This is a genomic window from Thalassolituus oleivorans MIL-1 (genome assembly GCF_000355675.1).
GTDB lineage: Bacteria > Pseudomonadota > Gammaproteobacteria > Pseudomonadales > Oceanobacteraceae > Thalassolituus > Thalassolituus oleivorans.
The window spans coordinates 2,098,679-2,110,659 of record NC_020888.1 but is presented as its reverse complement, the minus strand read 5'-3'; the positions used below and the strand labels follow the sequence as shown (position 1 = coordinate 2,110,659).

Genomic DNA, 11,981 nt, shown 5'->3' with positions numbered 1-11,981 from the left:
GTATCATTCTAGCCAGTTGTTACTTTGCTACGGATGAAACTATGACACCACAACACGGTTTATTTGAAGAGCCAGGCAACCGCGCGCAGTATTTAGAGTATACCCTTAAACAGGGTGTTGCTCTTGACGATATTAAGTGTGCGTTACGTCGAGCTACCAGCCGACTTCCAAATGTCTTTATTGCTATTGCCTTTGGTTCAAACTGTTGGAATTCTCTACAACCTCTTTGGAGGCCAACGCAGTTAAGTGACTTCGTTGAGCAAGCTTCTGCTAAAGGGCACTTAATGCCTGCCACTCAGCAAGATATTTTCTTTTGGGTTCATGGCGAAACATCAAGCGATGTTATGCCTGCGGTGATTCAGGTGAGTCAAGCAATGGCTGTGATTGCTGATTTAACTTTAGATCTTAATGGCTATAAAGCGCCAGATGCACGCATAATTACAGGCTTCGTTGATGGAACCGGTAATCCTAAAGGTGATAAGCGACACACTGCGGCTGTAGTGCCTGATGGGCAAATAGGCGCGGGTGGTTCGTATGTACTTGGTCAAAAGTGGACGCATAAACTGCCTGAGTTTTTGCAACTAAGCGTGCCTGCGCAAGAGCAGGTTATGGGTCGCACGAAAGAAACCAATATTGAAATGGAAGGCGCAGCCATGCCGACGAATTCACATGTGGCGCGCACGGATATTGATGTTAATGATACTCCAATGAAAATGTATCGCCGCGGTACACCGTACGGCAATGCCGGTGATTATGGCTTGTACTTTTTGGCATTTGCGTGCGAACAAACGCGCTTTGAACACGTGATTGACAGTATGCTTGGCAAGGATGACGGCGTTACCGACGCCATGATGGATTATAGCGATGCGAAAACAGGATCGTATTGGTTTATGCCGAGCCAAGAGGACTTAGATGCTTTGCTAATGGCATAATCACTGATTGAGGAAATAAAAATGCCCGCAAACTTGCGGGCATTTTTATTTTAGGACGAGCCAATCACTACAAAAAATTAAGCTTCGATGGGCGAAGCCCAAAGGTCGTATTCGTCGGAGTGGTCGATTTCAACTTCAATAAAATCGCCGGGTTCACAATCGGTGAACTCATTTAAATACACCATGCCGTCGATATTTGGTGCATCGGCCATAGAACGTCCAATAGCGCCTTCTTCATCTACCTCGTCAATTAATACTGTCATGCGCTGACCAATACGACGAGCGAGTTTTCGGGTACTGATTTCTTGCTGCTTGGCCATAAATCGGTCCCAGCGCTCTTGCTGGATATCTTCTGGAACATGATCAGGTAAATCGTTGGCCTTAGCACCTTCGACTGGACTGTATTTAAAGCAACCCACGCGATCTAATTCTGCCTCGTCTAACCAATCCAACAGTATCTGAAAGTCTTCTTCAGTTTCGCCAGGAAAACCAACGACGAAGGTAGAGCGAATCACAAGTTCAGGGCAGATCTCACGCCATTTTTTAATACGTTCTAGCGTGTTTTCTGCGTGCGCAGGGCGTTTCATTAACTTAAGAATATTTGGACTTGCGTGTTGGAAAGGAATATCCAAGTACGGCAGGATCTTACCTGCTGCCATCAGTGGAATAACATTGTCCACGTGAGGGTAAGGATAAACATAGTGTAGACGTACCCATACGCCCATTTTACCTAGCTCTTCACAAAGGTTGAGCATATCAGTCTTGACCGGCTTGCCATCCCAAAATCCGGTGCGGAACTTCATATCTACACCATAGGCGCTGGTATCTTGAGAGATCACTAGTAGCTCTTTAGTGCCCGCAGCCACCAATCGTTTAGCTTCATCTAATACGTCACCAATAGGGCGACTCACGTGCTTGCCGCGCATGTCTGGGATGATGCAGAAGGTACACTTATGGTTACAGCCTTCTGAAATTTTCAGATATGAATAGTGACGAGGGGTGAGTTTAACGCCTTGTGGTGGCACTAGATCGGTAAATGGATCATGTTTCTTTGTTGGTGGAACCCATTCGTGTACCGCTGTCATGACTTCTTCATAGGCCTGTGGGCCTGTGACGGCAAGTACTCCGGGGTTCTTTTCTTTAATGAGAAGAGCGTCCGCACCTTTACCCATACAGCCGGTAACAATGACTTTGCCGTTTTCGGTCATGGCTTCATTAATTGCATCTAGTGATTCTTGTTTGGCATCGTCGATAAAACCGCAAGTGTTAACAACCACGACATCGGCATCGTTGTATGTGTTAACGACTTCGTAGCCGTCTAATCGCAACTGTGTAAGGATACGCTCTGAATCTACTAGCGCCTTTGGGCAGCCGAGGGATACAAACCCTACCTTACCATTGCTTGAGCTTGGTATTACGGCACCTTCGGCCATAGGGATTGTAGAAATATCATCAGACATAGCAGAGCGCCTCACACGGGAAATGCACTGAATCTTATGATGTTCAGCGCAGTTATGAATATCGGGGCGGGATTGTACCGAGTTTAGGCGTGGGAGTCATCGACCGCTTAGTCGATGTGAATCTAGCTGGCTTTGGGCAAACTGCTCAACACTGTGCAGTTGCGGCCTTTTCCTTTCGCTTCATATAAGGCTTTATCAGCACGTTTGATCAGTTGATCAAAACGTAAGTCGCGATTGCTTAATTGGGCAACACCAATGCTGACGGTAATATCAATATTTGCCGGTTGAAGCTTTTCAATATCCTTACGGATTTCTTCAGCTTTGGCGATTGCTTGCTCTTCATTGCAGGGCTCTAAAATAACCAAAAACTCTTCACCACCAAAGCGCGTGATGGAATCTTCGACGCGGAACTGATCTTTTAGGAATTCACCAAGCTGTCTTAGCACAAGGTCTCCGGTTAAATGGCCTCGGGTATCATTAATACTCTTAAAATGGTCAATGTCGATGAGCAGGATCGACAACGGCGTTTTATGACGCCGTGATCGCGCTAGTTTTTGTCCGACCACTTCAAGCATATAATGCCGGTTAGTTAACCCTGTTAACTGATCAATCATGGCGAGTTCGTGCAGCTTGTCTTGCTGTTGCTTCAGGGTAATGTGCGTATCGACACGGGCAGACAGGATTAATGGCCTAATCGGCTTGGTAATATAATCTACGGCGCCCAAGCGTAACCCTTGCTCTTCATCATTGACCTCATCACGACCGGTAACGAAGATGATTGGAATATACTTGGTTTCTGGTAGAGATTTTAGCTTTCGGCAAACGGCGAAGCCATCCATGTCTGGCATGACGACGTCGAGTAATATCAGGTCTGGCTTATGTTTGGTCGCGATAGCGATGCACTGCTCGCCAGATGTTGCAGCCTTGACCTGATATCGTTGTTCTAGAATAGCTGCCATTACCTGCAAATTTGTAGTTGAGTCATCCACAATCAATACAGTGACTTTAGCTTTAGTCATTTAGGCCGAAGTTCTTTAGTTTGCTATTGAGTCCCTTAAGAGTAGCTTGTGCTGCGAAAGTATCAAATTGCAGGATTTCGTTCGTCAGTTGCTGGCATAACCCCTCCAATTCACTATTGCATAACGGTAGGCGTAAAGGATTTAGGCTATCTGGGCTAATGTAGTCGTCTTGTTCTAATTTCTCTTTGAGATCTGCGAGAATCGGTAGGATCGCTTTGGTATTTTTCAGAGTGTCGGTTTTTGTTGCAGAAATTACTGGTGAGTCACTTGATTTTTTTATAAATAGTGCAAGAAACTGCTTGCTAGCTATCTCTAATTCCTCCCAAAGTTGAGGTAATTCCTCTTTTTGTTCAAGTCGCGCTGCCTTTTCCATTTTTGCGGCTATCTGCTGCAGTTGATTGGCCGATAAATTGCCTGCAACTCCCTTTAGCGTGTGTGCTGTATTGATTAACGTGATTAAGTCGTGATTATTAATGGCCGTGCGAATTTCGCGCATACGAATGGGTTGATCTTGGCAAAATAGATCGACCAGTCGATTTAATAACGATTCATTATTTAGCACACGATCTAGCGCGCCTCTTTTATCCCAAATCTTGACGTCGCGGCTACCTTGGATAGTTTCGGAGTTGGTAGTAAGTTGGTTTTTTTTTGTTTTAACGATTTGACCTTTTGTCATTGGTTGAATCCAAAGGCATATTTTTTCAATAAGTTTGCGAGGATCGACAGGTTTAGACAGATAATCATTCATACCAGAATTCAAACACTTATTTCTATCGCTCTCCATTGCATGGGCTGTCATGGCAATAATGGGAATATCTTTTATATGGAGGGTTGAGTTTCCTTGCCGTATCTCACGAGTAGCTTCATAGCCATCCATCACGGGCATTTGACAGTCCATCAAAATAAGTTGATAGGGCGATGTTGATGGTTTTGAAAGCATCTCTATTGCTATTTTTCCGTGCTCTGCAATATCTACTTGCAAGCCAAGTTCGAGCAAAATTTCACTCGCTACCAGTTGATTAACAGTATTATCTTCGACTAATAGAACTCGTTCGCCATTAAATCGAATGTGATCAATGGTTGCACTATTTATCCCTCTGTCAGCAGTTACTTCTTGCTTCGACAGATAAGGACTCGTATGGCGTAATAACGTTAATAGTGAATCGGTTGTTGTTGGTTTCGTGGTATTGATATCGAAAACTTTGTGATCCATATTTTGATCGTTAACATCTAATTTCATGGTGCTTACGAGTGCGAGTTTCATAGTGCCTAATATGGGAATTTTTCTTATGTGATTGCACAATTGAACACCATCCATTCCGGGCATATCCATGTCGATAATGGCTGTGTCGAAAAGAGGGAGTTCGTCATCTAATTGCTGTTGACAAGTCGCTAAGGCTTGCAGACCACTTGTGCATTCAACAACGGTACAACCCCATTGACGTAGCTGCGCTACAAGAATTTTACGATTACTATTATTGTCATCCACGACCAATATGTTGCGTTCTTTACAGTCTGATGGGATTTCGGGTAACCGAGTCGTAGCGCACTTATTTACCTTTACACTAGCAACGAATCGACTACCTTCATTGGCTGCGCTGTTAAGGCGAATATCGCCGTCCATTAGATGACATAAATTTTTAACGATGGCGAGCCCTAATCCGGTCCCGCCAAATTTTCGAGTTGTGGATGAGTCTACTTGGCTAAACGCTTCAAATAGATTGCTTTGCTTCTGTTTATCAATACCTATGCCTGTATCTTTTACATCTATTGATAACTGCCATTGGGTTGCATTGCTTGTTGTTAGGCTAACGCGAATAACGACTTCTCCGGCATCGGTAAATTTAATCGCGTTACCTACCAAATTGGTTAGAATCTGTCGGATTCGTCCCGAATCACTGACGATGAAATCATCACATAAGTCCACTACGTCTAATATAAGTTCTAAGCCCTTCTCTTGGGCCATTGGCGCCATACCTTCGGTGAATTCTCCAAGCATAGTGCGTAGATTAAATTCTATGTTTTCTAGTTCTAGCTTTTTGGCCTCGATTTTAGAGAAATCAAGAATGTCGTCGATTAAAGCTAGAAGCGAGCGAGCACTGCTCTGAGCTACATGGAGCCTATGTGCTTGGGTTTCGTTGAGAGGCGTATTTTTTAATAGCCCTAGCATACCTAGCACACCATTCATGGGCGTTCGGATTTCATGGCTCATACTTGCCAAAAATTCACTTTTTGATTTTGCTGCGGCTTCGGCTTCGGCTTTGGCTTCTACTAGCGCCGTTTCAGCCAATTTTTGCTCGGTAATATCGCGAAAACTCCAAACTCGACCTCTTGGAATGTGATGAATACTCATTGGTAGCGAGGATACTTCGATAGTACGACCGTCAAGGGTTTGTGCGATATCGAATGTGCCTTCTGTAGAATTAGATTGAAAATTAATATGATGTTTTGCTATTGAATTACCGTTAATTTGCTGCTTAACATGACGAAATATTTCTTTTGGATTATTAATTTCTTCCTGATTCGATAGAGCCCATATTGTGGAGAATTGTTGATTAAATCGCTCAATTTCTCCTTGGTTATTAACCACCAAGATTCCGTTATCGGTTGACTCTAGTGTTGATTCAAGTAGAGACAAAGTTTCAAGATTTTCTTGTTCTGCTCTCTTCTTATCGCTGACATCTTGAAATGAACCAAATAGGCGCACGCACTTGCCATTTTCAAACTCTGCCTCTCCGCGCGCAACGACCCAGAGCGCTGTCCCCTTGGCCGTGATTATTTCTAATTCTTCCGTCCAGGGATCTCCATCGATGATGGCGCGCTGTACTGTATTCGCGATCCTATCTCTGTTTTCTCCGGGTTTGTAAAAGCTAAGAGAGGTCTCCATGTCGGGAACAAACTCCTTGGAAACTTCATGAATTTCTTTGGTCATAGGTGACCAATAGAGTTCATTAGTAACCATATTCAATTCCCAAGCACCGATACGAGCTTGTTGACTCATAGCATTAAGTAAATTTTGTTGGCGGCTTAGCTCTAAATCGCTTTCATGGCGTGAAAATTCATCACCGATCCATTTAGAAAATAGTTGAATTAAACTTAAATCATTATCGCTAAAGGGGCGTTGACGTGCTTCTGGACCCGAGAAATTGATGGTGCCATAACGTACGTTATTGACAATCACAGGGGCTCCGATATACGACTCTAGGCCGAATCCCTGATAACAAGGGTGATCCTTAATATTGCTATTACCTGCGTTGTGGTAGGCCAGAGGACCATTTGCCGCAAGTGTATGAGTGCAGTATGTATTGCCTAGTTCAAACTCATCTCCAGGGGCGATTTCATTGTTAGGCGTTAGAGTATAATCAACCGTGTATATTGGATCTTCAATATGACTAATAATCGCAATAGGCAAATTAAATATTGAGCGACCAAGTTCTAATATTTCATTGATTTTAGTTTTAAGAACCGTCGATCTATCCGCGGTAATCTCATGTAAACGCCTTACCGCTTCTAAAGTTGTGCGTTGATCGGTTATGTCATTTCTAATAGCGATATAGCCCTGAAGCTTATTTTCGCTATCGCGTAATGCAACAATTGTTGTATCTACCCAGTATAATGTCCCATCTTTGCGGCGGTTACAGATTTCTCCGTGCCAAATTCCGTCCCGCTTTAAAGAAATAAACATGGTTCTAAAGAAATCTAAGTCGTGAATGCCAGACCGCAATAAGCGATGATTTTGACCAATGAGCTCTTCGCGAGAGTAGCCGCTAATATCACAAAATTTGTCATTAACGTGTTTAATGGTTCCATGGATATCAGTAGTAGCAACGATCGCATGTTGATCCAGTGCAAATTTCTGCTGCTGAAGTTGATGTAAGGTTTCCTCTGAAGGATTGACCTTACTCTGGGCAGGGATCTGAATCGTGGCCATATTTGTCCTTTCCAGTGTTTTTACGTCAAATATCAATGGTTTAACAGTGAATAGCACTTAGTATAGTCAAGCCTCAGGATTGTGTAGGCCAACGACTTCATTGAAGCTGATCTCGGTTCTTCCGATTGGTGTGCTGTGCTAGCATCGGGAAACGATTCAATCAGGGAGAGGACTTTCCGTGAAATACCTAATGATGATTTTAGTAGTAGCGAGTAATGGCGCACTAGCAGGGCAGTATTATGAGTGTAAGGACGCACAAGGGAAGAAGCTGTTTTCACAGATGCCGTGTCCGAGTCAGTATGTCGATGAAGAAGTGAAGGTGTTTAAAGACGAAGGATCAAGCATGGCAGGTGAGGCCTCCCGTGAAGAAGCACCATTACGGCGTGATTATGCGCAAGAGCTATCAGATAGTAACAACTCTATCAGGCTTAATCGCCAGATTGAACGTTCAGAGAAGAAGCTTGAAATGCTTAGGCAGTCTTATGAACGCGATACATCGAAACTTAAGGTCGATGCCATGGAGATCAGCGGAGTTAACGCGCGTAATCGAGCTCAGCAGGTTATAGATCAAATTAATGCTCGCGAGACTAAGTACATCGCTGAGAGAAAGAAAGAGGCAGAAACACTGGAAGCAGCCAAGAAAGCGTTAAAAGAACTTGAAAATTAATTTGACTAATGACTTCTTAGTAAGTGCTTAAGGCCGATGAATATGAGTATTTTGCAATGGCTTAATCCGCGCCGAATAGTTGATTATCTGCGCGTGTTTGATGAACAAGCCGAACAAGAACGCGTTGGTCTCGATCAACATAATGAGAAGCGTCGCGTATGGTATGTTATAGCTGTTGCGTGTTTATGCTTGTTATTGGTTCATTATGTTAAGTACAGCAATAATGTTTCACTGGTATTGACCTGGTGGGATGCTTTAACGGATTCGAACCTACAACGTTGGTATCGTAGTCATGAATATCGAGAATTAATCGGATATGTGTGGTGGGGGTTTTGGAATCTAGCCGGATTTCTTTTTATACCTATGCTAGCGATTAGGTTTATTTTACGTGATTCGTTAGCGAACTATGGTTGGCAAAAAGGCGATGTCGCTGCACATTGGCTTGGTTATGTTTTACTGGCATCTCCCATTCTCTGCTTCGCCGTTATAGCCAGTTTTGGTAATGACTTTTCGCGGCATTATCCCTTCTATAAAATGGCTCATGCCAGTTGGTTTGATCTACTTGCATGGGAAACTATATATATTCTGCAATTTGTTGCAGTTGAATTCTTTTTTCGAGGATTTTTAGTCAACGGCTTGCGACGCCAATTTGGCAGCTTAAGTATTGCTGTGATGTGTTTGCCCTATCTGATGTTGCATTTTCCTAAGCTATGGCCTGAGTCTTTTGGTGCTATTTTATTTGGCTTTTTTCTCGGCGTGCTCGCTTTACTATCGCGATCAATCTGGGGCGGGGTGGGGGTACATGTAGGCATTGCGTTAACGATGGATATCGCCGCGCTATTGCAAACACGCGGCTTACCTGACAGCTTCTGGCGTTAGTGGATCGAGGCTTTTGGACGCTTAGCGGCGTCCATTGAGTTCGTCTAACTGTTTTAACATCGTGCCCATGATTTGCTGGTAAAGCAGGTTGCCGCTATGAAGATCTTCAACCCCCATATCAATGCTAGGGTTGTCGTTAACTTCAATAATGACAGCGCGATCGCCACTTTCTTTTAGATCAACGCCGTAAAATCCATTCCCCATACACTTTGCCGCTTTAAGAGCTGTTTTAATCACTTTCTTCGGAACCTTATCAACCGCCATTGCGTCGGCGTTGCCGGAGCGATGAGATCGGGCGCTATGGTTATATATCTGCCAGTGGCTTTTCGCCATAAAGTAGCGACAGGCATAAATCACTTGGTTATCCATGATGCCTATACGCCAGTCGTAATCGGTTGGCATAAATTCTTGTAGCAAAAGTAAGGCTGAGCGTTCGCTTAAGCGGTCGATGCATTCGACTAAGTCAGCGCGCGTTTTGGCCTTTTCTACACCAATAGAAAAAGAACCATCCGGTACTTTAACAATGATGGGAAGACCTAGGTCGGCAATAAGCTCGTCAAGATCGTTATCTAGTTTACCCATAATGAGCCGAGTTTTAGGGGTGTCTACTTCATAGCGATGTAAGCGCTCGTGCAGATATACTTTGTTGGAGCAACGCATGATGTCCGTTGGACTATCAATCACGAGCAAGCCAAGGTTCTCAGCATTCTGAGCTATTTGATAGGTGTGATGGTCTACGCGTGTTGTTTCGCGAATAAATAACGCATCATATTCGCCGATGCGAGATGCCTCTTTGTGGGTAATGAAGTCAACATTAAGGCCGATATCCTTACCTGCTTTTTCAAATGCTTTCAAAGCACCTTTATTGGATGGTGGCAACTGTTCATCGGGATTTACCAGAATGGCAAGATCGTATTTGTAGCGTTTACTACTACGACGGTTGCGCCAAATTTTATGGCTGAAGGCATCCAGTGCAGCAGCAAATTGAGTCTCGGCGGCTTCATCTAATTCATCCAAAGAGCGTGCTTGGATATTACTAATAGTCCACACACCAGCCTGATGTCGAGTGAGAGTGACATCCAATACTGGAAAACCAAAGGTATCGAACAGGCGTTTAGCCACCCCCACCAATTCGCTATTTTCGGTTTGGCCGAAGTAACAACGCAAATCAATGTTATCTTCGTTTTTGTGTTTTTTCCAAACGCCGTCCAATACTCGCCCATGACGGAGTGGGAGTGGTTGACCTGCCTCGAAACTATTGAGTTCTCGTATGGCGCGTACCGACGGAAATACCTGTCCGCCGCGGGCTTCTGCTAATAGTGATCCGTAATATCCAGAGCTTAGATAGCTATAGTCGCGGCACAGGTTGATGACATAGCCTCGGGTCTCGGCAAAGTCACTCAGGTACTGCTCAATCGCAACGACTTGATTGGTTGGATAATAAGGGCTCCAGTCGGTCAACTGGTCTAACAGAACGAGCAATGGTTTCATGAGGGGTCCATAACAGACAAAGAAAGAACAAAAATCGATTCCCGATTTCTGCTTATAGTAGGACTAAAAATTGTTGTATGCCAATAAAAACCGAAATACGACTAAATAATTTTTTTTTGGTTTAGATGAATGAAAAAAATAAACTAAACACTTTTTTTTAGCCTAGCGTAGGACTATGCTCAGCGCTTTCCGGCGACCCATTTGCTGACGCCGCAGCTTAGTGTTTTGGATGCTGTATAAGATGAATATGGAGCCTCGTTTGGCGACACTTGCTGATGTAGCCGCTCTTGCCGAGTTAGAGCAAGCGAGCTTCACTGGCGACAGTTTATCGGCACGGCGTTTTCGTCACTTCATTCGCAGTGAGCACAGCGAGCTTTGGTGTTTAGGAAATCCCATTCAAGCTTATGCATTAGTGCTATTTCATCGCGGAACATCGTTGGCTCGCCTTTATTCTATCGCTGTTGATCCAGCCGCCAGAGGACGCGGTTTTGGCAGTCAGTTACTGCATTGTGTCGAGCAGCAGGCATTGCGACGTCATGTGTTGTTTATGCGTTTAGAAGTTCGTCAAGATAACATGGCCGCTAAAACACTATATGAATCTTCGGGCTATCGGATTATTCGTACGCTTAAGAGTTACTACGAAGACGGTGCCGACGGTTGGCGTTTAGAAAAGCATTTAAAACCTACTGTAGCCATCCCTCATGATTTGCCCTTTTACGCCCAGACAACGCCATTTACCTGTGGTCCATCTGCGCTGATGATGGCGCTTCATAGCATTGATCCTGACTTTACGATGACTCGCTTAGAAGAGCTTAATTTATGGCGTGAAGCGACAACGATATATCTCACGACTGGGCATGGTGGTACGTCTCCGCAAGGATTGGCATTGGCAGCGCTTAAACGCGGTCACGACGTAACTATGTGGTTATCTGATCGCTCGATTGCGTTTTTAGACGGGGTGCGTAGCGAGCACAAACGCGAACTAATGACGCTAGTAGGTGAGGATTTTCAAGCCCGCTGTGATCGTGATGGCGTGACGACCGATACCGGTGTGCATACGGTTGCCGATTTGCGCTTAGCATTGGCGCAGGGGAACCGTATTTTATTGCTGATTAGCACTTATCGATTAAATCGTAATAAGGCACCTCATTGGGTATGGCTGGTTGCGATTGATGACGACTATGCCTATTTGAATGATCCTGACATTGATGAAGAGCTCGATCAGGTTGCAACCGACAATATGTATGTGCCGGTGAGCTTAGATAATTTTGGCGCTATGATTCAGTACGGAACGAAGCGATATATGGCCGCGCTTCTTATTCGATAGCTTGAATATACTGGCCAAGGATCAATTAGCTTCGTGGATGTAGGGTTCTTCTTTACTGCCATCCACGAGTTCATCGAGTTCTGGTGCGCGACCTGCTCGTAGAGCAACCCAAGCGGCGACGTCTTCACGCCATTCTTCCATTGGCCGTAATTTAGGGGCGGCGAGTAATTTCGCTTCTGTACCTCGGCTAGCAAAAACCAAGATGTGTTCAACTTTGTACGCTCGTAATGCCATCGGTGTCACCTTACGTTAGACGCGCGCAGTTATAACAAACC

Annotated in this window: 9 protein-coding genes; 4 read left to right on the top strand and 5 right to left on the bottom strand. The window is 44.4% G+C overall.

All coding sequences use genetic code 11. The features are described 5' to 3' along the window. Positions 1-41: 41 nt before the first annotated feature. Positions 42-932 (top strand): Dyp-type peroxidase, encoded by an 891-nt coding sequence (locus TOL_RS09570; protein ID WP_015487115.1) that lies wholly within the window; start codon positions 42-44, stop codon positions 930-932. Positions 933-1,009: 77 nt separating this feature from the next. On the opposite strand, the gene rimO is transcribed toward TOL_RS09570, so the two are convergent. From rimO to TOL_RS18340, 3 genes are all read right to left on the bottom strand, one after another. Then, on the bottom strand, positions 1,010-2,392 hold the full coding sequence (gene rimO / locus TOL_RS09565; RefSeq protein ID WP_015487114.1) for a 30S ribosomal protein S12 methylthiotransferase RimO: 1,383 nt from the start codon (positions 2,390-2,392) through the stop codon (positions 1,010-1,012). Between the two features lie 122 nt (positions 2,393-2,514). Then, positions 2,515-3,411 (bottom strand): diguanylate cyclase, encoded by an 897-nt coding sequence (locus TOL_RS09560; protein ID WP_015487113.1) that lies wholly within the window; start codon positions 3,409-3,411, stop codon positions 2,515-2,517. Continuing rightward, positions 3,404-7,342 carry a response regulator gene (locus TOL_RS18340; RefSeq protein ID WP_015487112.1) on the bottom strand — a complete coding sequence of 1,313 codons (3,939 nt, stop codon included), beginning with the start codon at positions 7,340-7,342 and terminating at the stop codon, positions 3,404-3,406. The genes TOL_RS09560 and TOL_RS18340 overlap by 8 nt, the downstream gene beginning before the upstream one ends. Positions 7,343-7,520: 178 nt before the next feature. Here TOL_RS18340 and TOL_RS09550 point away from each other — a divergent pair, with 178 nt between their 5' ends. Both TOL_RS09550 and TOL_RS09545 read left to right on the top strand, forming a co-directional pair. After that, a complete protein-coding gene (locus tag TOL_RS09550) occupies positions 7,521-8,009 on the top strand; it encodes a DUF4124 domain-containing protein (RefSeq protein WP_015487111.1) in 489 nt (162 codons plus the stop codon). A gap of 42 nt (positions 8,010-8,051) precedes the next feature. After that, positions 8,052-8,888: a CPBP family intramembrane glutamic endopeptidase gene (locus TOL_RS09545; protein ID WP_015487110.1), complete on the top strand. Its 837-nt coding sequence runs from the start codon at positions 8,052-8,054 to the stop codon at positions 8,886-8,888. A gap of 21 nt (positions 8,889-8,909) precedes the next feature. On the opposite strand, the gene TOL_RS09540 is transcribed toward TOL_RS09545, so the two are convergent. Continuing rightward, on the bottom strand, positions 8,910-10,379 hold the full coding sequence (locus TOL_RS09540) for a RimK family protein (protein WP_015487109.1): 1,470 nt from the start codon (positions 10,377-10,379) through the stop codon (positions 8,910-8,912). A gap of 241 nt (positions 10,380-10,620) precedes the next feature. On the opposite strand from TOL_RS09540, the gene TOL_RS09535 reads away from it, so the two are divergent. After that, positions 10,621-11,706 (top strand): GNAT family N-acetyltransferase/peptidase C39 family protein, encoded by a 1,086-nt coding sequence (locus TOL_RS09535; protein WP_015487108.1) that lies wholly within the window; start codon positions 10,621-10,623, stop codon positions 11,704-11,706. 21 nt (positions 11,707-11,727) lie between these two features. Here the strand turns inward: TOL_RS09535 and TOL_RS09530 are convergent, their stop codons facing one another. Further along, on the bottom strand, positions 11,728-11,940 hold the full coding sequence (locus tag TOL_RS09530) for a hypothetical protein (RefSeq protein ID WP_015487107.1): 213 nt from the start codon (positions 11,938-11,940) through the stop codon (positions 11,728-11,730). Positions 11,941-11,981 lie beyond the last annotated feature (41 nt).

Bases quoted from the DNA above. Each gene is read 5' to 3' on its own strand.
- TOL_RS09530 (WP_015487107.1), bottom strand. From the start codon at position 11,940: ATGGCATTACGAGCGTACAAAGTTGAACACATCTTGGTTTTTGCTAGC.
- TOL_RS09570 (WP_015487115.1), top strand. From the start codon at position 42: ATGACACCACAACACGGTTTATTTGAAGAGCCAGGCAACCGCGCGCAG.
- TOL_RS09535 (WP_015487108.1), top strand. From the start codon at position 10,621: ATGAATATGGAGCCTCGTTTGGCGACACTTGCTGATGTAGCCGCTCTT.
- rimO (WP_015487114.1), bottom strand. From the start codon at position 2,392: ATGTCTGATGATATTTCTACAATCCCTATGGCCGAAGGTGCCGTAATA.
- TOL_RS18340 (WP_015487112.1), bottom strand. From the start codon at position 7,342: ATGGCCACGATTCAGATCCCTGCCCAGAGTAAGGTCAATCCTTCAGAG.
- TOL_RS09560 (WP_015487113.1), bottom strand. From the start codon at position 3,411: ATGACTAAAGCTAAAGTCACTGTATTGATTGTGGATGACTCAACTACA.
- TOL_RS09540 (WP_015487109.1), bottom strand. From the start codon at position 10,379: ATGAAACCATTGCTCGTTCTGTTAGACCAGTTGACCGACTGGAGCCCT.
- TOL_RS09545 (WP_015487110.1), top strand. From the start codon at position 8,052: ATGAGTATTTTGCAATGGCTTAATCCGCGCCGAATAGTTGATTATCTG.